Source organism: Vibrio mediterranei (genome assembly GCF_900088415.1).
Classification (GTDB): domain Bacteria; phylum Pseudomonadota; class Gammaproteobacteria; order Enterobacterales; family Vibrionaceae; genus Vibrio; species Vibrio mediterranei.
The window spans coordinates 17,188-40,786 of record NZ_FLLQ01000003.1 but is presented as its reverse complement, the minus strand read 5'-3'; the positions used below and the strand labels follow the sequence as shown (position 1 = coordinate 40,786).

Annotated in this window: 22 protein-coding genes; 12 read left to right on the top strand and 10 right to left on the bottom strand. The window is 44.6% G+C overall.

The genetic code is table 11. From position 1 onward, the window contains the following. Positions 1 to 42: 42 nt before the first annotated feature. Positions 43 to 1,056, top strand: a complete 1,014-nt coding sequence (fbp, locus tag VME0621_RS10065) for a class 1 fructose-bisphosphatase (protein ID WP_006073244.1) — start codon at positions 43 to 45, stop codon at positions 1,054 to 1,056. A gap of 131 nt (positions 1,057 to 1,187) precedes the next feature. After that, positions 1,188 to 1,718 (top strand): inorganic diphosphatase, encoded by a 531-nt coding sequence (gene ppa, locus VME0621_RS10060; protein ID WP_062462285.1) that lies wholly within the window; start codon positions 1,188 to 1,190, stop codon positions 1,716 to 1,718. A 68-nt stretch (positions 1,719 to 1,786) separates the two neighbouring features. Here the strand turns inward: ppa and VME0621_RS10055 are convergent, their stop codons facing one another. From VME0621_RS10055 to tamA, 4 genes are all read right to left on the bottom strand, one after another. After that, on the bottom strand, positions 1,787 to 2,143 hold the full coding sequence (locus tag VME0621_RS10055) for a DUF2799 domain-containing protein (RefSeq protein ID WP_062462288.1): 357 nt from the start codon (positions 2,141 to 2,143) through the stop codon (positions 1,787 to 1,789). 22 nt (positions 2,144 to 2,165) lie between these two features. After that, entirely contained in the window at positions 2,166 to 2,516 is a 351-nt protein-coding gene (locus tag VME0621_RS10050; protein WP_006073240.1) for a DUF2799 domain-containing protein, read from the bottom strand. Between the two features lie 91 nt (positions 2,517 to 2,607). Next, positions 2,608 to 6,366, bottom strand: coding sequence for an autotransporter assembly complex protein TamB (gene tamB, locus VME0621_RS10045; RefSeq protein WP_062462338.1), 3,759 nt, complete (start codon positions 6,364 to 6,366; stop codon positions 2,608 to 2,610). After that, positions 6,366 to 8,081 (bottom strand): autotransporter assembly complex protein TamA, encoded by a 1,716-nt coding sequence (tamA, locus tag VME0621_RS10040; RefSeq protein WP_062462291.1) that lies wholly within the window; start codon positions 8,079 to 8,081, stop codon positions 6,366 to 6,368. The genes tamB and tamA overlap by 1 nt, the downstream gene beginning before the upstream one ends. A 166-nt stretch (positions 8,082 to 8,247) precedes the next feature. On the opposite strand from tamA, the gene msrA reads away from it, so the two are divergent. Further along, positions 8,248 to 8,868: a peptide-methionine (S)-S-oxide reductase MsrA gene (gene msrA / locus VME0621_RS10035; protein WP_062462293.1), complete on the top strand. Its 621-nt coding sequence runs from the start codon at positions 8,248 to 8,250 to the stop codon at positions 8,866 to 8,868. Positions 8,869 to 8,945: 77 nt separating this feature from the next. On the opposite strand, the gene VME0621_RS10030 is transcribed toward msrA, so the two are convergent. Beyond that, positions 8,946 to 9,146, bottom strand: coding sequence for a DUF1107 family protein (locus tag VME0621_RS10030; protein ID WP_006073236.1), 201 nt, complete (start codon positions 9,144 to 9,146; stop codon positions 8,946 to 8,948). 279 nt (positions 9,147 to 9,425) lie between these two features. Between VME0621_RS10030 and VME0621_RS10025 the strand changes: the two genes are divergently transcribed. The 7 genes from VME0621_RS10025 to VME0621_RS10000 all read left to right on the top strand — a co-directional run bounded on the left by VME0621_RS10025 (position 9,426) and on the right by VME0621_RS10000 (position 14,987). Further along, entirely contained in the window at positions 9,426 to 9,977 is a 552-nt protein-coding gene (locus VME0621_RS10025) for a YtfJ family protein (RefSeq protein ID WP_062462296.1), read from the top strand. A gap of 148 nt (positions 9,978 to 10,125) precedes the next feature. Then, positions 10,126 to 10,419 carry a DUF2607 family protein gene (locus VME0621_RS26155; RefSeq protein WP_082795561.1) on the top strand — a complete coding sequence of 98 codons (294 nt, stop codon included), beginning with the start codon at positions 10,126 to 10,128 and terminating at the stop codon, positions 10,417 to 10,419. A 51-nt stretch (positions 10,420 to 10,470) separates the two neighbouring features. Then, entirely contained in the window at positions 10,471 to 11,175 is a 705-nt protein-coding gene (gene zrgA, locus VME0621_RS10020; protein ID WP_062462299.1) for a zinc uptake protein ZrgA, read from the top strand. Positions 11,176 to 11,236: 61 nt separating this feature from the next. Further along, positions 11,237 to 11,926 (top strand): ABC transporter ATP-binding protein, encoded by a 690-nt coding sequence (locus VME0621_RS10015; RefSeq protein ID WP_062462302.1) that lies wholly within the window; start codon positions 11,237 to 11,239, stop codon positions 11,924 to 11,926. After that, complete coding sequence (locus VME0621_RS10010) at positions 11,923 to 13,182, top strand: ABC transporter permease (RefSeq protein ID WP_006073230.1); 1,260 nt, start codon at positions 11,923 to 11,925, stop codon at positions 13,180 to 13,182. Before VME0621_RS10015 ends, VME0621_RS10010 begins: the two co-directional genes overlap by 4 nt. Before the next feature lie 58 nt (positions 13,183 to 13,240). Further along, positions 13,241 to 13,705 carry a DUF3299 domain-containing protein gene (locus VME0621_RS10005; RefSeq protein ID WP_062462342.1) on the top strand — a complete coding sequence of 155 codons (465 nt, stop codon included), beginning with the start codon at positions 13,241 to 13,243 and terminating at the stop codon, positions 13,703 to 13,705. Positions 13,706 to 14,084: 379 nt separating this feature from the next. Next, positions 14,085 to 14,987, top strand: coding sequence for a TIGR03899 family protein (locus VME0621_RS10000; RefSeq protein WP_062462304.1), 903 nt, complete (start codon positions 14,085 to 14,087; stop codon positions 14,985 to 14,987). On the opposite strand, the gene cysC is transcribed toward VME0621_RS10000, so the two are convergent. From cysC to cobA, 5 genes are all read right to left on the bottom strand, one after another. Beyond that, positions 14,984 to 15,616 carry an adenylyl-sulfate kinase gene (gene cysC, locus VME0621_RS09995; protein ID WP_006073221.1) on the bottom strand — a complete coding sequence of 211 codons (633 nt, stop codon included), beginning with the start codon at positions 15,614 to 15,616 and terminating at the stop codon, positions 14,984 to 14,986. The genes VME0621_RS10000 and cysC overlap by 4 nt on opposite strands. Before the next feature lie 21 nt (positions 15,617 to 15,637). Beyond that, positions 15,638 to 17,362: an SLC13 family permease gene (locus tag VME0621_RS09990; RefSeq protein ID WP_038228867.1), complete on the bottom strand. Its 1,725-nt coding sequence runs from the start codon at positions 17,360 to 17,362 to the stop codon at positions 15,638 to 15,640. Between the two features lie 71 nt (positions 17,363 to 17,433). Continuing rightward, positions 17,434 to 18,846: a sulfate adenylyltransferase subunit CysN gene (cysN, locus tag VME0621_RS09985; RefSeq protein ID WP_062462307.1), complete on the bottom strand. Its 1,413-nt coding sequence runs from the start codon at positions 18,844 to 18,846 to the stop codon at positions 17,434 to 17,436. 18 nt (positions 18,847 to 18,864) lie between these two features. Then, a complete protein-coding gene (gene cysD, locus VME0621_RS09980) occupies positions 18,865 to 19,773 on the bottom strand; it encodes a sulfate adenylyltransferase subunit CysD (protein ID WP_006073216.1) in 909 nt (302 codons plus the stop codon). 70 nt (positions 19,774 to 19,843) lie between these two features. Then, positions 19,844 to 20,719, bottom strand: a complete 876-nt coding sequence (gene cobA, locus VME0621_RS09975) for a uroporphyrinogen-III C-methyltransferase (RefSeq protein WP_096443069.1) — start codon at positions 20,717 to 20,719, stop codon at positions 19,844 to 19,846. A gap of 318 nt (positions 20,720 to 21,037) precedes the next feature. Between cobA and cpdB the strand changes: the two genes are divergently transcribed. After that, the gene (gene cpdB, locus VME0621_RS09970) at positions 21,038 to 22,999 is read left to right on the top strand and encodes a 2',3'-cyclic-nucleotide 2'-phosphodiesterase (RefSeq protein WP_062462310.1); all 1,962 of its coding nucleotides are present in this window, start codon (positions 21,038 to 21,040) and stop codon (positions 22,997 to 22,999) included. A 90-nt stretch (positions 23,000 to 23,089) separates the two neighbouring features. Next, on the top strand, positions 23,090 to 23,542 hold the full coding sequence (locus VME0621_RS09965; RefSeq protein WP_031494177.1) for a GNAT family N-acetyltransferase: 453 nt from the start codon (positions 23,090 to 23,092) through the stop codon (positions 23,540 to 23,542). The last annotated feature ends 57 nt before the right edge of the window (positions 23,543 to 23,599 follow it).

Here is a 23,599-nt window from a genome sequence, read left to right as displayed (position 1 = left end):
CACTACCCCCAAGAAAATAAGCAGAAAAGTTAAGGATATAACATGTCTGAAATGCGCACCCTTGGCGAATTCATTGTTGAGAAACAAACTGATTTCCCCCACGCTAGCGGTGATTTATCTTCCCTTTTGTCTTCGATTCGACTCGCTGCCAAAATCGTAAACCGAGAAATTAACAAGGCAGGCCTTGCTGATATTACTGGTTCTGTAGGCTCTGAAAACGTTCAAGGTGAAGCTCAACAAAAACTCGATGTCTATGCTAACGACAAATTTAAAGCCGCTCTGGAAGCGCGTGACCAAGTTTGTGGCGTTGCCAGTGAAGAGGAAGATGAGGCAGTAGCATTTAACAAAGAGCTCAACAAAAATGCCAAATACGTCGTACTAATGGACCCACTTGATGGTTCATCGAACATTGATGTCAATGTATCAGTAGGTACCATCTTCTCTATCTATCGTCGCGTTTCACCGGTTGGTACTCCTCCGACTCAAGAAGACTTCCTACAACCGGGCAACAAGCAAGTTGCAGCAGGCTATGTGGTGTACGGCTCGTCGACTATGTTGGTTTATACCACGGGTAAAGGCGTAAACGGATTTACTTACGACCCATCGATCGGTACCTTCTGCCTATCTCATGAAAATATGATGATCCCTAAAGATGGCACCATCTATTCCATTAACGAGGGCAACTATATTCGCTTCCCTATGGGTGTGAAAAAGTATATCAAGTACTGCCAAGAGAATGTGCCAGAAGAGAAGCGTCCATACACGTCTCGCTACATTGGCTCCTTGGTATCTGACTTCCACCGCAACCTGCTTAAGGGCGGCATCTACTTGTACCCAAGCACGCAAAGTCACCCAAGTGGTAAACTGCGCCTACTGTATGAGTGCAACCCAATGGCTTTCATCATGGAGCAAGCAGGCGGCTTAGCATCGGATGGCACTCAACGTATCATGGATATCAAGCCTACCGAGCTTCACCAGCGAGTCCCATTCTTCGTCGGCTCAAGCCGAATGGTTGAAAAAGTCGAGTCTTTCCTAGAAGAATATAAAGACCAATAACTTCGAAGTGCCTCTCAATAGAGGCACTTTTTGTTTTAAAACTAACCAAGTATACTCTTTGTAAACGATTCGTGTTTCAGCCCTCTATTTCCTCCTTAAAGGAATAATGAATACAGAAAAGGAAAGTCAAAATGAGCTTAAACAATGTCCCTGCAGGTAAATCATTACCTGATGATATCTATGTAGTGATTGAAATCCCGGCTAACGCCGATCCAATTAAATACGAAGTCGACAAAGACTCTGGTGCTGTTTTCGTTGACCGCTTTATGTCAGCACCTATGTTCTACCCATGTAACTATGGTTACGTAAACGAAACGCTTTCTCTTGACGGTGATCCGGTTGACGTGTTGGTACCGACACCTTATCCGTTAATGCCTGGTTCAGTAATTCGTTGCCGTCCAGTAGGCGTACTTAAGATGACCGACGAATCTGGTGAAGATGCAAAAGTCTTTGCCGTACCTCATAGCAAGCTTTCTAAAGAGTACGACCACATTCAAGATGTAGGTGATATCCCAGAGCTACTCAAAGCTCAGATCACGCAGTTCTTTGAGCGCTATAAAGAACTCGAAGCGGGTAAGTGGGTCAAAGTCGATGGCTGGGCCGATATTCAAGCGGCAAGAGAAGAGATTGAAACTTCCTTTGAGCGCGCTAAGTCGAAATAACGCTCGCTGAATACATGAAAAAGCTCTCTAAATTAGAGAGCTTTTTGCTTGGGCTTAGAGTAAAGGAGCTAATAGCCGTAGCGGCCACGAGAAGCTTTGCCATTGTTATACCAGGTTCGAAAAGTTGGTTTGATATCATCACAAATGCCACGATACATTTCCCCTCGCTTTCCCAAGATGCTTGGGTCTTGTTGACAGTATTCGATACGACCTTCTTCATAGCCGTTAGAATAGGCCTGGTATAAATCTTCCGTGAAGTCTATGGTAGTTGAAGATTGTAACTGTTGAACTGACAGTTTCTCATACCCTAGAAGAGCTTGCTCCTGACCGTACTGCTGCCAGTCTTGAGGCATAACAGAAGTAAGAGAAATTTGTTGAGCACAACCCGACATGATTAGTAAGCCAATGATGAATAACAGCCTCATACAATCCCCCCAGCACTAATTGCTAGCGCTTAGCGCGAGCATTTTTACCACGCCAATACTCATCGAGATACATTCGGTCTACATCGTTACAAATACCGTAATAGATTTTTCCATTTCTTCCTAAGACAAACGGATCTTGTTTACAGTATTCACTCTTACCTTCTTGATATCCTTTGAGATACGCTTTGTATTGACTAGCTGTGACGTCAGGCACTTTAGAGCGTAGCTTCGTTTCTGGTTCAACAATATAGCCCTTCAACGCCCATTGCTCGCCAAACTGTTGCCAGCTCATATCACTCTTGTCAGTGGGAGGCTGTAGTTGGACACAACCCGCTAACAGCCCTCCAATTATTAACAACAACCAAGGCCTCATATTACCCTCTCTATTCCGCTTGTTACTTCATAAGTATACGAGAAAAAGCGCGAATCGATTACGTTGTGCGGCGGCGCAGCAACGGCTCGTGTTAATCCACTTCAAACTGATACAGGAAGGTTACAGAGCTATAAAGCCCAGACACCGCTTCAACGTAAAAGTCTTCAATGATTCGATAGCGTATGGTGAATTCACCAAGGGAGTTAAAAATACCTACCCCATATTTCACTTGTAGCCCTGGCAGAACATACCCACTCACGGTTACTTGAGAGTCATTACCACTACCTGCAGTATCAAGCTGTAAGTCTTGTACACCAAAAGCTTGGCCAATATCGCCGACCACTTTACCACTGCGAGCTAAACTCAAACCAATCAAGGTCGTGGTTAGTGCATTACCACCTGTTTCGCCATCAATATCTTGGCCACGTAACAAGTAAGAAAGGGCATTTGCTTGTGGCATAGTTGGATCAGAGAAAATCTCGATTTTAGGCTCTGATGCCAAACCGGTTACTTTTACCCCAGCTTTAACATCATCAGCTGTGGTCTCTGGGTTTCGTATCGCGGTAATATTGACGTAAGGCTGATCAACAGGCCCAGTCATTAGGATTTTACCTTCTTCAATCAACAAGTCTTGACCAAATGAAGTATACGAACCGTTGATGATATTGACTTCACCTTGAACAAATGGCCCTTTATCTTTTTGGGAAACTTGTAATCGCCCTCTTAAGTCACCCTTTAAGCCAAATGCAGATACACGAAAATCATTACCGATGTTAATCACAACATCACTTTCGATATTGAAAGGAACCACTGCTTCTTTGTCGATAGGCGTCATATCAGGGTTGAGTAGTACTTGGTCACTGGATACCGACACTGCACTCTGGGGCAGTTCCTCAACTAAAATTCGTCCCCAAGGCAAGCCTATCGTACCCGTTACTTTCGCCAGCTGTGGGTTGGCCTCGATGGTCATATCCGGGACAACCTTAACTTTCACCATCGGTGGCACTTCGACATTCAACTCATCGGCAAACACTCTCAATTTGGTGCGCCATGCATTGAGATCCTGCCAATTACCCTCACCGGATAATTGCAGTTCGCCATCATCAGTCTGAATTTTCGCATCTAAGTTGGCGTCATAACCATTGAAAGCAATGTTCACACCACCCGACTTCACTTGAATTGGCGAAATGTCACCTTGAAGGGAAAGGTCCGAAATGGAAAAGTCACCAAACAACTGCGGATGTAGAGCATCCCCTTTAATTTTGATGTTTGAATCAAGATTCGCTTTGAGCTTATTGAACTCTCCAATAACAGGCTGCAGGAAGTCCAAGTTAAACGTAGAAAGGTTGATCTCACCCTCTATCTTTTTATTGTCTGCGAGCACATCAGGTAAGGTCACTTGACCAGAAAGATCGCCGTTATCTGTTACGTCTACTAACCAACTGGCTTCGAGCTTATCATCCGCTAAATTCGCCGATACATTCACCTTATCCCAGCCTATGACAAGAGGCGCTTCTAGTGTTTGCGTGACCTTGCCCTTCGGCAGGCTCACATCCAGCTTAACTTGCGGAGCAACCTCTGGCGCCCACTTTGCCCACACCGTCACATTAGCGGTCCCTTCCACATTGGTATTTTTAGGAATGTAAGCATCAAGCTGTTTAAAGTTGAAATTCTTCACTGTGACTAAGGCTTCACCTGACGTCCCTGCTTGGATGTCTTTTTCCAAACACACTTTCGAGTCAGCTTGTGCCCAACAGTGCGCCGAGACATCTGCCACTTGTTTATCGATATCCACTTTGATATCGATAGGATCCACCAAATCAAGCGGCCCTTGTTCTGACTCTAAATGGACGTCAGCAAGTCGCCCAGTCCAAACAAGGTTTGGCTTATCCTGAAGAGAACCGTCTAAGTCAATCTTTGCAGACAGGAGGTTGGAAACAAGATCTAATGACAGTGTATGCCGTGCTTGGGTACCACTTAAGGCAAGATCCACACTCTCCACAACCTGTTCTTGATAAGTAACCCCAGAAGCCTTTAGTGAGAGGTTCGCCTGAGCTTGCTCAAGAGGTAAAGGTTTCGCCTTACCGGATAAAGATAAGCTATCGATACTTGCTTCTTGTTTCCATTTTACTTTTTCTACTTTGAGATCGGTGGCAATATCAGGTTCTAACATCGCCCCTTTAATACCCACCGTCCCTTTCAGAAGACCAGTGAGATCTGGAACCGATTTCGCTAAGTCAGGAAAATCGATGCGAACATCCATATTCCAATCCTTATCGAGGGTTCCTTTTGCACTTAGTTGGTTTGGACCATGAGCGACTGACAGCCCTTCAGTCCTGACTTTATACTTGCCCTTGCCAGAAGTGTCTGCAGCTTCTAGTTGCCCTTTAACGTTTAGCGGGTAATTACGAAGTACGCCAACAATATCAAGAGTAGGAACCGACACGTCCCAACCACCAGCCTCTGTAAGTTGGCCACTGGTGACAATATGGCCGCTAATGTCGCCTTCTGCCTCTGGCCATTGAAGACCTGGTTGAATGTGTGTGAGGTTAATATCCCCTTTCCAGTTTATCGGCGACTCCCAGTTCGCCATAACCTGACCAGTAATGTTGCCACCTAAGCTATCAATGGAGAGCTCACTTAGGTCAATTTGCTTCAAGTCACCCTTACCAATCAACTGGACTGCCACATCTGGAATGTCCTTACCTGATGCTTGAGCGTTTAGAGCAACGTCATACCCTTCCAATGAGCCTTTCGCTTTCAAGCTTTCAATAGCAACTTGATAATCACTTTTACCGGTTAATGGCCACGTCGCTTTTGCATCACTGATCGTGGCATCAAACGGAAGTGTTGGTTCCAGTGGCTGCAACTCTCCATTTAAGGCACCAGTGATTAGCCCGGAAAACTGACTATCTAGAGATAGCTTTTCAACGCTTCCTTTAGCCTCTAGTTGTAACCTCTGACCCGCCAAATCTGTTTGTTTGAGATGAGCCGTAAGGAACAGGTCTAATGGGTAGCCCTGATTTAAGGTGATGTCTCCATTAAGAAGGGCATCCACTTGCGGCATGTCTAGCTGTAGTTTATCCACATGAACATCGTGTTCACCTGCTCGGCCCACCAACTGCAAATTATTGACAATGACAGGCTCATCTTGCTCAAGTTTAAAGTCTTGAATTTCGATTCCCGCAATATTAACGAAGAGCGGAATTAATACCTCTGGTAGCTCGATAGCCTGAGGCTTGGTCTCCTGTTGAGGCTCTTGTGGTTCTGCACTGGTCTCATCCGACGGCGCTAACGCTACTCTCGGTGATTTTAGTAAGGTATCACCGACCGTGAGCTTGGAACCGGTCATTGCGAGAGACGTAGAAAAAACATCCCAATTCACTTTAGTGCCTAAGATATCCAAATTGATATCACTAAAGTTCACCTTACCGATCGCAATTGGAATGGGTGTTGAGATTGACGTTAGCGGCTCGCTTGGCTCGGTAGAAGGCTCACTTGGTGCGACTTCAGGCATCGAAAAGTTCAAACCCGTTATCGCCAGTTCATTAATACATACCCTAGGATCGCTCAAGCAGTTGAGATCAACGGCCAACGTCAATGACTGAGCGTTAAGATCAATATGGAGACTCTCGTCGACAAAACTGACTTGGTTAAGAGTAAACCTGGGGAATAGTGAGCCCTTGGCTTCCGACACCTGTAACTGAGGCAGCGCTTTGTTTACCCCCCAAAGAATGCTGTTCAACCCAGCATTAGTGAACATAGCGAAGGCCAGCGTTGCCACAATAAGTAGTATCAACGTCGCAAAGCCGATAGAGACCCACTTGGTCACTCGCCAAACTTTTAACATCATAATTCTGGCCCTAAACTAAAGTGAATACGCCATTCTGCTTGCGGTTTCTGATCTACCCCCTTTGCATAATCAAATTTCACCGGGCCAACAGGCGATACCCAACGGATACCGAAACCGGCACCACGTTTCCACTCTGGACTATCATTAAATGCATCACCAACATCGAAAAACGTCGCTGCCCACCAATTTCCAGTAATACGATATTGATACTCTAGTGTACTGGTCGCCAAGTATTGGCCACCGGTCTTATTACCGACATCATCCTGAGGAGAAATACTCTCATAGTCGTAACCTCGGATACTGTTATCACCACCCGCATAGAATCGTAGTGACGGTGATAACTTAGAAGGGTCACTAGCAATGTTGGCACCAACATCCACTTTAAAAATACCACGATGATTTTCACCAATACTGGAAATCCATGTGGACGTTCCACGCATGCGGAACACGGAAGTTTCTGAGAGGGCGCGCTCGTCGCCGACTTCAAACATGATGGTCTGTTTGTTACCACTCATCGGCAGTACACCACCTCGAGACACCACTCGTGAATACGATAGGCCAGGTAAGACGAACTGACCTAACTCACCTTGCGTATTGAACTCGTAGTTCTCCACCAAATAACGTAGATAAGCGGTGCGATGCCAACCGCTATCGAGCACCCAGTGACGCTCGAAGGCCAAGTTGGATTCCAAAGTCTTTTTATCACTTCGGTTTACGTTTTTTAGACCATATTGAATGAGATAGTAATCTTTCAGCACATCATCCAAAGGAATCTTGTAGCTTGCGGTCACCTGTTGTTCAGGAATAGAGAGATCAAGACTGGTATTAAAGCTGTGGCCATGTTCGTTCAGCCATGGTTTTTTCCACTTGAACTTAACTTTTGCCCCCACATCAGTGGAGTAACCAAGACCCGTTTCAAATTGGTTTTTTACTTGCGGGGCCAATGACACCTTCATAGGTAACTCTCGGCCTTTACCTACTTGCGATAAGTCAGGCTCAACGAATACCGATGAAAACCATTCGGTATTAGATAAGTTCTGGTTATGGATACCGACTTTAGAGGCAAGATAATCATCCCCTGTTTTATATGGTTGTAATGATTCTACTTTTTGAATATCGATCTGACTGCCGGTGATGGTGGTTTTGCCAAATTGATAGCGAATCCCACTATCGTAATGCAATCGAATAAAAGCTTGGTTAAGTTCAGGGACCACTTCGAGTCGGCTCAGCACATATCCGCCATCGAAGTAACCTTTTTGCAAAGCAAGATTACGAATACTTGATTTCATCGCATCGTATTGGCTGTGGTTTAAAATGACACCTTCTTTAAGAGGCGTCAGTCGGATAAGACGCAGAAAATCTTCATCGCTCTTCGCTTCACCAGAGATATCAATATCAACCAATTTGATTCTCGTCGGCTCACCTGCATTGACGTTTACAATCAGCTCAGAGTCCTTATCGTCCACGGAGAACTCGATACGGGCATTGTAATAACCCACCGCATTCAGGGCTGTATTGATTTCTTTGGTTAGGCGAGATTGAAATCGAAGTGACGTTGAGTATTCACTGGGCTCAATAGCGGATATGTAGGCATCAACATTATCCTTCAATGCACCACTTAAACCATTAATATCCAATGACACACCATCTTTTGCCATCGCTAAACTCGATGACAGCAACAGAATTAGCGGTGGTAATACTCTCTTTATCATGCTTTATTGTTGAGACTGTGATTCGTTGTTTTTGTATTGAACTGGAATGATAACCCCGATCAATTTAGAAGTCTGTAGTCACCACCCACATGATGACAGATTAGCGTTATTTTATTGATGGTTTTCAGAAACTTCGTACACTCAATAATAGTCCAAAAAGGAGCCTATGATGCGTAAAACGGAAATGATATCAGCAGACCAAGCTCTACCGGGGCGTGACCATGCCATCGCAAAAATGGAGCCACACTTCATCAATCAATCTGACCTCAATGCCTCACTTCATGAGCATCAACAGTCTGTCGTTATCGGCCTTGGTTGCTTTTGGGGAGCCGAGCGTGTGTTTTGGCAGTTAGACGGTGTTGTCTCGACATCCGTCGGCTATGCGGGTGGCTACACTCCAAATCCGACCTATGAAGAGGTCTGTTCTGGAAATACGGGGCATACTGAAGTGGTGCGTGTTGTATTCGACATTCGGGTAACCTCTTTGACAGACATACTCAAAGTCTTTTGGGAGAAACACGATCCAACGCAAGGAATGCGTCAAGGGAACGATATTGGTACTCAGTACCGCTCTGCTATTTACGTTAATGATGAGCAACAGCTTTTGACAGCGCAACAGACTCAGCAACAATACCAACAGGCACTTGGTGATACTTCCATAACAACAGAAATTGCCTTACTCAATCACTACTACCTTGCTGAGGTATACCACCAGCAATATCTCGCTAAGAACCCTAATGGGTATTGTGGAATTGGTGGTACAGGCGTCTGTTTTCCTCCTCAATAATCAGACGGCGCACAACAAAAAACGCTCTTGGTTTCACACCGAGAGCGTTTCTAAAAAATTCTATTGATATATCTGTTCTACATCGCGAGCGCAGCAATCTCGATGTTAATCTCTTTAAATGCATCGAGTTTTTGTTTGTCACCGACCTCTGGTAGTAACACTTTGCCGTTATCGAACCGAAACACCCCGATACCCGCAATAAAAAACTGTCCCTTAAAAAGCGTTTTAACAAATTTAGCAATTTGTCTCGGACGATAAACCGTAAACTTTCGCAGCATAACCTAACCTCAATATCCGTTTGAGTACAACCATCATGTTCTCGCTTTATGCGAGTGTTGTCGCAATATTTTTTGCGCTCGGGACAAGTATACAGCATATTTATTCGTTCACAAAAGATAAATTAACATCTTTGCAACAAACTATAAATTACTGTTATGCTTGGTATGATTTTATCAAGTAAAGGACATCTCTTGGTCAAATCGCACCAATAACATTGTGGTAATTCCTAGGTTAACCTATGGTATGCCGCTCAACACAAAGTAATGGAAACAATTACAATGAAACTAAAGCCTCTCCTAACAATAGCTATGCTGTGTTTACCCACTCTTGCTATGGCCACGAATTTACAAGTTGGTGGCAACGCACGCTCAATATCTGTGAAGGATCATGGTGAGCTTATTCTCAACAATGATGCAATTACTTACCAAGCGTGGAGCAGTAAAGATATGCTTGGCAAAGTACGAGTTATTCAAGCCATCGCTGGCCGTAGTAGCTCAAAAGAGATGAACGCCCCACTAATGAAAGCCATTACGGATGCAAAATTTCCAGAAGACAGCTACCAAACCACGACAATTATCAACCAAGATGATGCGATGTGGGGCACAAGCTCCTTTGTCAAATCTTCAGCTGAAGACAGCAAGCAAGAATTCCCATGGTCATCCATGGTGCTCGATAAACACGGCCTAGTTGCCAATGCATGGCAACTCAAAGAAGATAATTCAGCAATTATCGTTCAAGATAAGCAAGGCAAGATTCTGTATGTTAAAGAAGGCGCTTTAACAGATAGTGAGGTTCAAGAAGTGCTGACGATGATCAGCGATAACCTATAACCTCTCGCTATGTTGAAATCACAATGGGAGCAAAGTCGCTCCCATTGTTTTTTTCCTGTTAGAAACCCAAAGCGGACCATTGTTTACGTTGGTAAATATTTTGATTTGTTATAACATAACAAATCAAAATTAAACGAGAACAAGTCGCATGTCGCTGATTCAACCGATGAAAACAGGTTCTAAGCTAAGAGCTGCATTGTGCTTAAGCTTGCTGCTGCTTGCTCTCAATGCCCTATCCATCGAGCACAGCTACGATTCTCACATCGACCACCAGGAACATCATTGCCCTTTATTTACCAAAGGCTCCCATTCACTTCCCGTCAGTCTTTTCCATGCAGCGTCAGTGGTTGTTTCTCATTCAAGATTGATCAATATAGATAATAGTGTCTGCCATTCAAAGCCGGAGTGCATCAGTGCACGCTCACCGCCTTTGCTTACCTAGATTCACTAAAATCATCTATTGTTATCACAGACTAAAATTTAAGGAATCCCAATGAAACTTAAGATGACTCTATTAGCTGGACTCGTAGTCTCCCAATTTGCGGTGGCAGAAGAAAACTTCCGACAACACGATGCCCATGTTCACGGCCATGTCGAGTTCAATATTGCTCAAGATGGACAAGACCTTTTGGTGGAGATTACGGCTCCTGGCGCGGATGTAGTCGGCTTCGAGCATGCCCCGAAAACTGACGCAGAAAAAGCGGCGCTTACCAAAGCCAAAGCGACACTCAACGACGTAAATAACCTACTGATCCTACCAAAGGCTGCTGGATGCCAGCTCGTGGATGCGGATATTGATAACACGCTAGAGTCTCATCAAGGCCATGATGACCACGATGACCACGATGACCATCACAACCATAAAGATCATGATGATCATAAAGGTCATGACGACCACCACGATCATGACCATAAAGAACACGATGATCACAAAGGTCATGACGACCACGACCACGACCACGACCACGACCACGACCACGACCACGACCACGACCACGACCACGACCATCATGATGGACATGGTGAGTTCAACGTGCAATACCAATTTACCTGTAGTGATTTCAGTGAGTTAAACCAAATTGACACAAAATGGTTTAGCTACTTCCCTGCAACTGAAAAAGTCTCTGTTAACCTGTTAACGGACACAGCACAATCTGCAACTGAACTAACCTCTGGCAACACTGTCATTAAACTGTAAGCATCTTGCCCTAAGAAGTAGCTTTGCTCTCTTAGGGCATCTTCTTGGATAAGAGGACATTATGGCTAGAGTAATCGAACTCACCGATCTCACTTTCAAATGGCACCCAGAACAAGCCCCCACACTCGATATTCCTTCACTCACTATAGAACAGGGTGAACATCTATTCTTAAAAGGACCAAGTGGCTGCGGGAAATCGACCTTATTGGGACTACTCACTGGTATCAATACAGCAACTTCAGGCAATGTTGTCGCTCTGGGACAGTCACTACAATCCTTATCTGCCAGTGCTAGAGATAAATTTAGGGCGGATCATATAGGCTATATATTCCAACAGTTTAACCTGCTGCCGTATCTCTCTGTCATTGATAACGTCACTTTACCTTGCCGGTTTTCTCAAGTCAGAAAAAACAAGGTAGCGGGCCCTTTAGAGCAAGAAGCCAAGCGGCTTCTCGAACACTTAAGGCTGCCTTCACACCTTCTCAACAAACCAGTGATTGAGCTCAGTATTGGTCAACAACAACGTGTGGCCGCCGCACGTGCCTTAATTGGTCAGCCTGAATTTCTTATTGCCGATGAGCCAACTTCGGCTTTGGATCACGATAACCGAGAAGCTTTTATCGAATTACTTATGGAACAAGCCAACCAAGCTCATTCCACGCTGATCTTTGTCAGCCACGACCCGACGCTCGAATCCCTATTTACGCGAAGCGAAAATTTACTGGATATCAACCAAGCGAGAGCATTATGAGTATTACATTGAAACTAGCTTGGAAAAGTCTTCTCAACCGAAAAACCACCGCATTATTAACCGTTATGACAGTGGCGATTTCGGTTATTCTTCTCATGGGTGTTGAACGTATTCGAACTCAAGCAAAAAGCAGCTTTGCCAACACGATTTCAGGTACAGACCTCATCGTCGGTGGTCGTTCTGGCCAAGTGAACCTGCTGCTCTACTCTGTCTTTCGTATTGGTAATGCCACCAATAATATCGATTGGAAAAGCTATGAAGAGTTTAGCCAACATCGCGCTGTTGACTGGGCAATTCCCATTTCTCTTGGAGACTCACACAAAGGTTTTCGAGTCATGGGAACTAATCACAGCTATTTCGAGCATTACCAATATGGACAGAAGCAACATTTAAGCTTCTCTTCAGGCCATGAGTTTAATGGGCTATTTGAAACCGTGCTGGGCTCGGATGTTGCCAAATCCCTAGGTTATGATATTGGCAGTGAAATCATTATTGCGCACGGCATCAGTGATGTCGGCTTTAGCCGTCATGAAAACCTCCCTTTCAAAGTGGTCGGCATACTCGCCCCAACAGGGACACCAGTCGATAAAACTGTTCATGTTTCTCTTGAAGCAATTGAAGCGATACATGTCGGTTGGGAATCTGGTGCAAATCTGGGTAACACACCAAGCAAAGAACAGCTGGAACAGATTGACTTCCAACCAAAGCAAATCACGGCCATGTTGATAGGTCTTAAGAGCAAGATTCAGACTTTCGCTCTACAAAGACAGATTAATACCTATAAGCAAGAACCACTAAGCGCCATTCTTCCAGGTGTCGCCTTGCATGAATTATGGGGCATGATGAGTGTGGCAGAACAAGCGTTGCTTATCGTCTCTATTTTTGTTGTCGTCGCAGGTTTGATGGGAATGCTCTCGAGCTTACTGACTAGTTTACAAGAGAGACGAAGAGAGATGGCGATACTACGTGCCATGGGAGCTAGACCACGACACGTATTCACCTTGTTGGTCAGTGAGGCCACCGTTCTAACTTCTGTCGGTATCATTTGCGGTATTGGTGGCATGTATGCCATGCTAGCGGTCGCTGCGCCAATCATCACTGCAAACTACGGTATCAATATTGCGCTAACCGCAATTACTGCTCATGAGTGGATGTTGCTAGGGTTTGTTCAAATCGCAGGAATGATCATTGGATTCTTCCCTGCACTGCGCGCGTACCGACAATCATTAAGCGATGGCATGACCATCCGAATTTAGCGAGATTGACATGAAAATACTGCCTAAACTCGTTGGCATTCTATTATTAACGATAAGCATGCTAACGCCACATATGGCGTTAGCACAGGATGAATCTGATCTATTAAAACTCGATTGGATCGATTTGATCCCCGAGAAAGAACGCAACCAGTTTGATGCGATGGGCATGCCTGCCATTGATCACTCTGGCGGTGTAATGGAGCAATCAAAATTGGGCTCTGTCCGACAAGAGCTTAATGGCAGTATGGTCAAGATCCCTGGCTTTGTTATTCCACTTGAAGGCGATGAAGACATGGTGACTGAATTTCTATTGGTTCCTTACTTTGGCGCCTGTATTCACGTACCGCCACCGCCACCAAACCAAATCATTTATGTAAAGTTTAAAGAAGGTGCACCTGTACATCGTTTGTGGGATGTTATTTACGTGGTAGGAACATTGAAGACGGAAACCATCAATTCTGAGCTCGCTGAAACTGCCTATCTGATTGATGGAATCCGTATTGAAGATTATGACGATGATTAGAATGCACGCTGAATAGCGTAGAGGCGTTAAAAGTAAACATTTCGTTAACAGTGCTAGCTTGTCATATTGCCAATCAATCTTCTACTTAGCTGATGAAAGTAGATAGATAAGCTAGCACTCCGAGATAAACACATAGCAATAATGCTACCGAAACGTGTTTTTTAACTCTATTCTCTCCTGAGTGACTCATAAAGCCCTCCTTAGTTACACCTCAAATTTAACAAAAATTTATCATTTATCCCAGCGTTTTTTACAATATGATGGCCGTTATTGTTAATTCGGAAAATAGCTCACATAAATAGAACTAGTCAGCACCATAAAATATCGCTAAATTGATGATCAATCGTACAATTTTACTGCCTATCTTGAATTCGTTTTTATGAGCAAATTACCTGCCGATCAGCAATCACAAACTACCGAGCCAAACACGCAGAACGAACAGGCTCACAAAAAAAGCCACCATATGAAGGACAGTGGCAGCAGAATACGTGCTATTGCTCAAGCACATAGTTTGGACGCATTGATTGCAGAGGAAACCCCAAGTAAAAGCCTATTTGAACGCGCCATGTTGCGCGAAAAGCAGAGTAAAGAGCAGCGACAAAAGAACTTAGAACAAATTGTGAAAGCCGCGCTGACATCGTGCAAGAATGAAGTGGCAGGAGAGCCAGACTTTGACTGGCTGGTGCGTTATTTCGACATGGCTAAGGAAATTCACAACAGCTCAATGCAAAAGCTATGGGCACAGGTGCTAAAACGGGAGGTGACCAATCCTGGTTCAACTTCAATGAAAGCTCTAAAAGCCCTTAGAGACATGACGCCAAAAGAAGCACAAACTCTACAACGCGCAGCTTCTTTGGCTTGCAGTTTTGGTACCGATACTAGCCGAAAACTACTACTTGGTATTCGCCATCAGGCAGGGTTATTTAGCTTTTCTAAACGCGAAAGCCTTGATGAACTAAGCCTAGGTGAATTTCAATTTCCCTATTCCAGCCTGTTATTACTTGTTGAGCTCGGCATCCTGCTCGCCACCGAATTAGAGTCTGGTGAAATCACCAAAGAGCCCGCACTTAAGCTCAGTTATCAAGGTAAAGAAATGACGTTGCAGCCAAAGCATAAAGGCATCACGTTAACCTACTACCGATTTACCCCAACAGGTAACGAGTTGTGCCAATTGCTTGGAAACCGTAGCAATAACCAGTACCGCGATAAACTGCTAGAGTTACTGAATAGAAAGTTCATTGTGAAGGGTGACACGGCCAACTCGTTTCATCATACGGTTTAGCGAATGATACTTCGCTCAGTCAGTGCCTGAATACACTGTTCAACCAGTTCCTCAACTTTATATGCGTCGGCATTTAAATGAATTTCGGGTTCGATGGGTTGTTCATATTCAGAATCTATCCCGGTGAAATTCTTGATTTCTCCCGCTCGTGCTTTCTTGTATAACCCTTTAGGATCCCGCGCTTCACAAACCGCCAAGCTCGCATCAACAAAGACTTCCAAGAATTCGCCTTGAGGTAATAGCTCACGCACTAAAGCTCGCTCTTCTCGGTGAGGAGAGATAAAGGCTGAGAGCACGATAAGACCCGCGTCCGCCATCAATTTTGTTAGCTCACCAACTCTTCGAATGTTCTCTCGTCTATCTTGCTGAGAAAAGCCTAGGTCTCGACAGAGCCCGTGTCGCACATTATCGCCATCTAGCAAATAGGTGTGATAACCGCGTTGCGTAAGTTCAGTTTCCAGAGCGCCTGCCACCGTTGATTTTCCAGCACCGGAAAGCCCCGTAAACCACAACACTACTGGCTGCTGATTTTTTAAGGTTGCACGCTCTGACTTGGTTACCTGATGCTGATGCCAAATAACGTTTTCATCTTTGTTTATTTCGGCGCTTGCCAGTGCACTATTTGACATAGTAAGTCCTTGTAAAAATACTTAAAACGGGAAGAAATAGGGAATAAGTGCCAATACCAAAACGGAATAGACAATAGAGATAGGTATCCCAATTCTCATGTAATCTTTCAGTTGGTAATTACCAACGCTATAAACCAGTAGATTAGTCTGATAACCATAAGGAGAGATAAAACTCGCGCTCGCACCAAACAGCACAGCCATTATGAAAGGCATGGGATCAACGCCGTAGCCGACCGCCATACTGTAGCCAATGGGAAACGCCAATGCCGCGGCAGCATTATTGGTCACCAATTCGGTTAGAATAAGTGTCACTAAGTAAGTGGCCACTAATGCTCCAAATACGCCCCAACCATTGAATAGCTCGATAAACATCGCTCCCATGCGCTCAGAGAGGCCAGTAGATATCATCAACTGCGCGATAGACAACGCCGAGCCAACAATCACCACAATGTCGACCGGAAAGCGACGCCTTAGCTCGCCAATATTAACGATGCCAAAGGCCAGAACCGCGATTAGATACAGTGCTAGCCCCTTAATTATGGGGAGAATGTGAGTGAGTGCTAACGCAATCACAGCAACAAAACCAAGCAGCACGTAACTCGATTTAGCAAAATCAAGTTTGGCACTGGAATCTAAGTCATTGACCAGCACAAACTCTTTTCGATGTTGGCGACGAGCCTGTTCGAACCCTTTACCAGGCGCCAACACCAATGTATCTCCGGCCTGTAAGATAATATTGCCGAGACCACCTTCCAGTCGTTCATGACCACGCCGAATCGCCACCACAACCGCATCAAAACGGTCACGAAAATGGCTCGATTTAAGCGTGTTATTACAGAAGGTCGCCGATGAGCTGACCACCACTTCCAATAGGTTCTGTCCGTTGAGATGGTGCTGTCCGAAAAACGTCAAACCCTGAATTTCTTGAAGAGTAGCAACACTTTCCACATCACCACAAAACAGCAGACGATCCTTAGCTTGAAGGACAAAGTTAGGGTCAACTGAAGCCAGAGTTTCACCATCTCGTACCACTTCGGCCAAAAACAACTTTCGTAATGCCCTGAGATTGTTCTCTGCGATACTTCGTCCCACTAGTGGTGAGCCAGGCTCCACTCGAGCTTCCAAAAAGTAGGGCAAATCATCTTGATTCGCATCATCATAATTAGGCAGAAGATAACTTAATGGAATCAGTACCAATACTCCACCAACTAAGACACTAAGTCCTATCCAAGTTGGTGCGAAAAAGTCCAAACTGGGTAAGCCCACATCTTCGACGAAGCTATTGATTATAAGGTTGGTAGAAGTACCAATTAGCGTCAGTGTGCCTCCAAGGATAGCCGCATAAGATAAAGGAATAAGCAGCTTTGAAGGGGCATGACGCTGGTTGCGCTTAATAGCGCCAATTAATGACACAACAACAGCGGTATTGTTGGTAAAAGAAGAGAGCAAAGCCGTAGAGACCCCAAGCTTTGCCACCACTGAGCCTAAACGGCCTGTAGCAATGGAACGACTGACCCAACTGATCAATCGCGTTTTTTCTAACGCGGCGGATGAAAGAATCAGTAGCACCAATGTTAATAGCGACGAATTCGTAAAATTGGTCGCTATCGCATTGAGCTCTAACATACCGGAAATAAACGCGATAAACGCAGCACCAGCAAAGATAAGGCTCGGTTTTATCTGGGTCGCGATCAAGCAAGCAATGATAGACATCAACAGTGCTAGCACTACTCCTTGTTCCCACATATCCTTCCCCTTACTACTTAATGCTACGTTGTATTGATTTCACGTCGCAATGGTTCCTACTAACCAAGATGTTAGATATTGGCATCCCACTCAGGGAAGTGCTTCATAATGAGTGCTTTCAGTTCTTTCTCAAATGCCCCCATGCGCTCTTGAGGTGAACATTGTTCTTCAGCTAATGCTTCACGAACCAAGCCTGCACCTACTGTTACATTAGTGAGTCGATCGATAACAATAAAACCACCCGTATCTTGCACCGCATCATAACTATCTACCGCAACTGACTCTGTAAGTGACCACTCACATAAACCAATGCCGTTGAGAGGCAAAGCGTCAGTATCAAAAGACTTAAGTGTATTAATGTCATATTGATGACGAACACCTTCTAGCTGACCCTGAGTTTTCTTGCCTGCAATCTTGATGTCATAGCTTTTACCTGCAGCCAAAGGCTCATCAGTCATCCAAACCACATCAGCAAGCAGACGATTTGACGACACCACTTTCGCGTTTTGTTTCACAATCAAGTCACCGCGACTAATATCGATCTCATCACTTAAAGTCAGCGTTACTGCTTGACCAGCAAATGCGCGAGGCAAATCACCATCGAAGGTCACAATACGTTCTACACGTGATGTTTTCCCAGAAGGTAGTGCTTTGATTTCATCGCCAACCTGTATTTCTCCTGAACCAATGGTGCCAGCAAAACCGCGAAAATCGAGGTTAGGTCTATTCACATATTGCACTGGGAATCGGAAATCTCCATTCTGCTTCTCTTGGTCGATATCGACTTTTTCTAGCAGATCAAGCAGTGGCTCTCCTTGATACCAATCCATGTTGTTGCTCAAGTCGACCACGTTATCGCCTTCTAAAGCAGAGATAGGAATCATCTGGATATTGATGTCTTTACCTAAGTTTTCCGAAAACGTTAGGTATTCATCACGAATTGCTTCGTAACGCTGTTGAGAGAAGTCCACTAGGTCCATTTTATTAACCGCGACGATAAAATGCTTAAGACCCAACAAGCTCGAAATAAACGAATGACGACGCGTCTGATCCAATACTCCTTTTCGAGCATCGATCAAGATAACCGCAAGATCACAGGTCGACGCACCGGTCGCCATGTTACGAGTGTATTGTTCGTGCCCTGGCGTATCGGCAATAATGAATTTTCGTTTCTGGGTTGAGAAATAACGGTAAGCCACATCGATGGTAATACCTTGTTCGCGCTCTGCTTGCAGACCATCAACCAATAAGGCCAAATCAGGCTTCTCACCCGTTGTTCCCACTCGTTGACTATCAGAGTGAACTGCCGCCAATTGATCTTCATAGATTTGCTTAGAGTCGTGGAGTAAACGACCAATTAAGGTACTCTTACCATCATCAACCGAACCGCAGGTCAGGAATCGGAGTAAAGATTTGTGTTGATGCTGATTCAGGTAGCCTTCAATACCTAGTTCAGCAAGTTGTGCTTCTACTGCGCTATTCATAATCTGTTCCTTCGATCCTTAAAAGTAGCCTTGACGTTTCTTAAGCTCCATCGATCCTGACTGATCGTGGTCGATCGCTCGTCCTTGTCGCTCACTGGATGTAGCCACTAACATTTCTTCTATGATGCCTGTCAGTGTGTTCGCTTCCGATTCAACGGCACCCGTTAATGGATAGCAACCTAATGTTCTAAAGCGTACGCTCTTATGTTCCACAGTCTCATCAGAACCAATCTCCATGCGATCATCATCAACCATGATCAGCATGCCATCACGCTCGACAACGGGACGTGGGGCTGCAAGATAAAGTGGAACGATTTCGATATTCTCTAAGTAAATGTATTGCCAAATATCAAGCTCAGTCCAGTTAGACAATGGGAATACACGAATGCTTTCCCCTTTATTGATTTGACCGTTGTAGGTTTTCCACAGCTCTGGACGTTGGTTTTTAGGGTCCCAAGTATGGTTCTTATCACGGAAAGAGTAGACTCGCTCCTTAGCTCTCGACTTCTCCTCATCACGTCTTGCACCACCAAACGCTGCATCAAAACCATATTTATTTAACGCTTGCTTAAGTCCCTGCGTTTTCATGATATCGGTGTGCTTTGAAGATCCGTGTACAAATGGACTGCACCCCATCGCAAGCCCTTCTGGATTCTTGTGAACCAAAAGCTCAAATCCATATTTCTCTGCAGTGCGATCGCGAAATTCGATCATTTCTTTGAATTTCCAATCGGTATCAACATGCAGCAACGGAAATGGGATTTTTCCGGGATAAAATGCTTTGCGAGCTAAATGCAGCATGACAGAAGAGTCTTTGCCGATGGAGTACATCATGACTGGATTATCAAATTCGGCAGCCACTTCTCGGATGATATGGATGCTTTCGGCTTCCAATTGTTTTAGGTGTGTGAGTCTTTCTTGGTCCATGTGTTGTGCTTCCTTTTTCTATGTCGGCCACACTGTGACCAACACAAGACTGATTCAATAATGACTGTGATTAGGCGCGCTGACTTGCGACTCGTTGGTTTGGCTGAACCTCATCATGCTCTCGATTAAACCACGATAGCTCGTCAGCAAGAGAGACGACTTCTCCTACAACAATAAGTGACGGTGATTCAGCCTGTTGCGCTAACTCAGGTAAATTCGATAACTGGCCACGCAACACTTTTTGTGAACGCTGAGTCCCACGTTCAATAATTGCGACTGGAACGGCGTTACTACGACCGTGCGCAAGCAGTTGTTGCTGTATGTAGTCGGACTTCATCAGTCCCATATAGATGACAAGCGTTTGGTTACCCCTAGCGAAGGTTGACCAATCCATATCATCAGCGTCAGGCTTTAGATGTCCTGTAACAAACAATGCAGATTGCGCGTAGTCGCGATGAGTAAGCGGGATGCCTGCATACGCTGTCGCACCTGCCGCTGCCGTGATACCAGGAATAACTTGAAATTGGATGCCTGCTGCCGCGAGTACCTGCAGCTCTTCGCCGCCACGACCAAATACGAAGGGGTCACCACCTTTAATACGTGCGACCTTATGTCCACTTTGCGCAAACTCTACCAATAATTGATTGGTCTTCTCTTGCGGAACACTGTGGTGACCAGCACGCTTACCTACACAAACCAAAATGGTACTTTCCGGCACCAACTCCATGATGTCATCAGAAACCAGGTAGTCGTAAAGCACGACATCCGCTTGTTGAAGTAGATTAAGAGCCTTCAGGGTAAGTAACTCAGGATCGCCGGGGCCTGCACCAATTAGCGCAACTTCACCCGCTCGTAATATTGAACTTGGCAACTTGGGCTTACGATAACTGCTCACCAAAGTTGGTGTGGCTACCTTGCCCGTTGGGAGTGGTTGAGACGAATCCATAATAACAATCCTTCGCTAGTCGAATGATGGCATTATGACCACTCCTCTATATTACCTGAAATTCTAAAATTTCATTTTTTATTCCAAAAGTCACTAAGGAGATTTTATTAGCGCAGAACAATGTGAATTTTTGATCCATCTTCCGCCCGATTTTGCCGAATGGAACTAGGCTTGAAACAAAAGTTGCGAGATGTGTATCAGATTGCACTTGAGTGTGCATTTAAGATCACACTTTTTATGTATACGTAAACTTTCTTACACAACAAATTGCTACACTTAGCAAGTTTAAAATCAATTACCCCTACAAAGGATATGAAGATGAAAGTGGCAGTGAAACCTATTTCAATTGCAGTTCTTGGTGGCATGCTAGCGATGGCGGGCCCAGCAATGGCAGATGAAATTAAGCTCCGAATTATCGAAACAACTGACATTCACACCAATGTCATGGACTATGACTATTACAAAGATAAACCAACTCAGAAGATTGGTTTAGCTCGAGCTGCCACACTAGTAAAAGAAGCGCGTAATGAAGTAACGAACAGTGTTCTCGTTGATAACGGTGACCTTATTCAAGGTAGTCCGATGGGCGATTATATGGCGTCTAAGGGCATCAAGCCTGGTGAAACACATCCAGTCTACAAAGCGATGAATCAATTGGACTACGATGTTGGTAACATCGGTAACCACGAGTTTAACTACGGTCTAGAGTTTTTAGCGACAACATTGGAAGGTGCTAACTTCCCGTACGTCAGCGCTAACGTATTTGATAAGAAAACGGGCGAACACTACTTCAAGCCTTATTTAATCAAAACACACACCTTCAAAGACACTGATGGCAATGCTCACGAAGTTAAAGTTGGTTATATCGGCTTTGTTCCACCACAAATCATGGTATGGGATAAGAAGAACTTAGAAGGTAAAGTTTTCGCCAAAGACATTAAAGAAACCGCTGAAAAGCTCGTCCCTCAAATGAAAAAGGAAGGCGCAGACATTATTGTTGCGATTCCTCACTCTGGCGTTTCAAGTGACCCTTACAAAGCTGGCGCAGAAAACTCGACCTATTACTTATCTGAAGTAAACGGTATTGATGCCATTGCATTTGGTCACTCTCATGCCGTGTTCCCTGGTAAAGGTTTTGACAATATTCAAGGCGTTGATAACCAAAAAGGTACCATTAACGGTGTTGCAGCGGTTATGCCTGGCCGTTGGGGTAGCCACGTCGGTGTGATGGATCTTGTGTTAGAACAAGATGGCGATAGCTGGAAAGTCGCGGAAGCGCAAACAGAAGCACGCCCTATTTTCGACGCTACCAATAAGAAACCACTTGTTGACGCTGATAAAGGCATCGTTAGCGCAGTCAAAGAAGATCACAATGCAACACGCGACTTCGTTAATCAACCTATTGGTAAAGCGAATGACGTGATGTACAGCTTCCTTGCTCTAGTTCAGGATGATCCTACGGTTCAAATCGTCAACTTAGCGCAAAAAGACTATGTAGAGACCATGATTCAAGGTGATCCGGACCTAGATGGTTTACCGGTACTTTCTGCTGCAGCTCCATTTAAAGCCGGTGGTCGTAAAAATGACCCAGCAAACTTCACTGAAGTAGAGTCAGGTCAGCTTACATTCCGTAACGCAGCCGACCTTTATCTCTATCCAAATACACTAGTTGCTCTGAAAGTAACCGGTAAAGAAGTCAAAGAGTGGCTTGAGTGCTCTGCTGGCCAATTCAAGCAAATTGATGTGACATCAAGCCAGCCTCAATCGCTTATCGATTGGGATGGTTTCCGCACTTATAACTTTGATGTTATGGACGGGGTAAACTACCAGGTCGATGTCAGTAAGCCTGCTCGTTATGATGGTAACTGCAAACTACTTGATGGTAACAGTGAGCGAATCGTAGATCTTACCTACAACGGTAAACCAATCGACATGAAACAAACCTTTATCATTGCGACTAATAACTACCGTGCATACAGCAACAAGTTCCCTGGTACAGGCAGTGATTTCATTGCGTTTGATTCACCGGATGAAAACCGTACTATCGTGGCCAACTACATCTCTAAAGTTAGCCAAGAAAAAGGTGAAGTCACACCAAGCGCAGATAACAACTGGCGTTTTGCTCCTATCAAAGCGGATGTTGCATTAGATGTTCGTTTTGAAACATCACCATCGGATAAAGCGGCACAGTTCATCGAGGACAAAGGTCAATATCCAATGAAGAAAATCGCTACTGATGATGTCGGTTTCGCGGTTTACCAAATCGATCTACAAAAATAATTAAGTTAATCGATATTAAGCCACGCATAATGCGTGGCTTTTTTTTTGCTGTCCGTTTAGTCTAAGAAAAAACAGTGACAAGTGAGAACTATGATTAATTGGAACACTAAAACCTTTACCCAGCTAACCACACTTGAGTTGTATGAACTGTTGAAGCTTCGAGTCGACGTGTTTGTCGTAGAGCAAACCTGCCCTTACCCTGAGTTGGATAATCATGACCAAGTTAACGGAGTTCATCATTTAATGGGCTATGATGGCGACACTCTTGTCGCATGTGCAAGACTATTACCCAAAGGCACTACTTACGACTATGTGAGTATCGGTAGAGTCGCAACTAAAGCGTCACATAGAGGTGGCGGACTTGGTCATGATCTCATTGTTCAAGCCAAGCTGGAGTGCCAGCGTCTTTGGCCTAATGAAACCATAAAGATTGGCGCACAATCTCATCTACAAAAATATTATTCGCGACACGGTTTTGAAGCTTGCTCTGAAGAGTATCTGGAAGACGATATCCCCCATATAGATATGAAACTTCTAAAATAAACAAAGGGGCCAATATAGGCCCCTTTGTTTATTGAATTGCTCTTAATTACTTCGTTG

What these genes read in the sequence shown, in the direction of transcription:
- fbp (WP_006073244.1), top strand. Translation starts at nt 43, where the DNA reads ATGTCTGAAATGCGCACCCTTGGCGAATTCATTGTTGAGAAACAAACT.
- ppa (WP_062462285.1), top strand. Translation starts at nt 1,188, where the DNA reads ATGAGCTTAAACAATGTCCCTGCAGGTAAATCATTACCTGATGATATC.
- VME0621_RS10055 (WP_062462288.1), bottom strand. Translation starts at nt 2,143, where the DNA reads ATGAGGCTGTTATTCATCATTGGCTTACTAATCATGTCGGGTTGTGCT.
- VME0621_RS10050 (WP_006073240.1), bottom strand. Translation starts at nt 2,516, where the DNA reads ATGAGGCCTTGGTTGTTGTTAATAATTGGAGGGCTGTTAGCGGGTTGT.
- tamB (WP_062462338.1), bottom strand. Translation starts at nt 6,366, where the DNA reads ATGTTAAAAGTTTGGCGAGTGACCAAGTGGGTCTCTATCGGCTTTGCG.
- tamA (WP_062462291.1), bottom strand. Translation starts at nt 8,081, where the DNA reads ATGATAAAGAGAGTATTACCACCGCTAATTCTGTTGCTGTCATCGAGT.
- msrA (WP_062462293.1), top strand. Translation starts at nt 8,248, where the DNA reads ATGATGCGTAAAACGGAAATGATATCAGCAGACCAAGCTCTACCGGGG.
- VME0621_RS10030 (WP_006073236.1), bottom strand. Translation starts at nt 9,146, where the DNA reads ATGCTGCGAAAGTTTACGGTTTATCGTCCGAGACAAATTGCTAAATTT.
- VME0621_RS10025 (WP_062462296.1), top strand. Translation starts at nt 9,426, where the DNA reads ATGAAACTAAAGCCTCTCCTAACAATAGCTATGCTGTGTTTACCCACT.
- VME0621_RS26155 (WP_082795561.1), top strand. Translation starts at nt 10,126, where the DNA reads ATGTCGCTGATTCAACCGATGAAAACAGGTTCTAAGCTAAGAGCTGCA.
- zrgA (WP_062462299.1), top strand. Translation starts at nt 10,471, where the DNA reads ATGAAACTTAAGATGACTCTATTAGCTGGACTCGTAGTCTCCCAATTT.
- VME0621_RS10015 (WP_062462302.1), top strand. Translation starts at nt 11,237, where the DNA reads ATGGCTAGAGTAATCGAACTCACCGATCTCACTTTCAAATGGCACCCA.
- VME0621_RS10010 (WP_006073230.1), top strand. Translation starts at nt 11,923, where the DNA reads ATGAGTATTACATTGAAACTAGCTTGGAAAAGTCTTCTCAACCGAAAA.
- VME0621_RS10005 (WP_062462342.1), top strand. Translation starts at nt 13,241, where the DNA reads ATGCTAACGCCACATATGGCGTTAGCACAGGATGAATCTGATCTATTA.
- VME0621_RS10000 (WP_062462304.1), top strand. Translation starts at nt 14,085, where the DNA reads ATGAGCAAATTACCTGCCGATCAGCAATCACAAACTACCGAGCCAAAC.
- cysC (WP_006073221.1), bottom strand. Translation starts at nt 15,616, where the DNA reads ATGTCAAATAGTGCACTGGCAAGCGCCGAAATAAACAAAGATGAAAAC.
- VME0621_RS09990 (WP_038228867.1), bottom strand. Translation starts at nt 17,362, where the DNA reads ATGTGGGAACAAGGAGTAGTGCTAGCACTGTTGATGTCTATCATTGCT.
- cysN (WP_062462307.1), bottom strand. Translation starts at nt 18,846, where the DNA reads ATGAATAGCGCAGTAGAAGCACAACTTGCTGAACTAGGTATTGAAGGC.
- cysD (WP_006073216.1), bottom strand. Translation starts at nt 19,773, where the DNA reads ATGGACCAAGAAAGACTCACACACCTAAAACAATTGGAAGCCGAAAGC.
- cobA (WP_096443069.1), bottom strand. Translation starts at nt 20,719, where the DNA reads ATGGATTCGTCTCAACCACTCCCAACGGGCAAGGTAGCCACACCAACT.
- cpdB (WP_062462310.1), top strand. Translation starts at nt 21,038, where the DNA reads ATGAAAGTGGCAGTGAAACCTATTTCAATTGCAGTTCTTGGTGGCATG.
- VME0621_RS09965 (WP_031494177.1), top strand. Translation starts at nt 23,090, where the DNA reads ATGATTAATTGGAACACTAAAACCTTTACCCAGCTAACCACACTTGAG.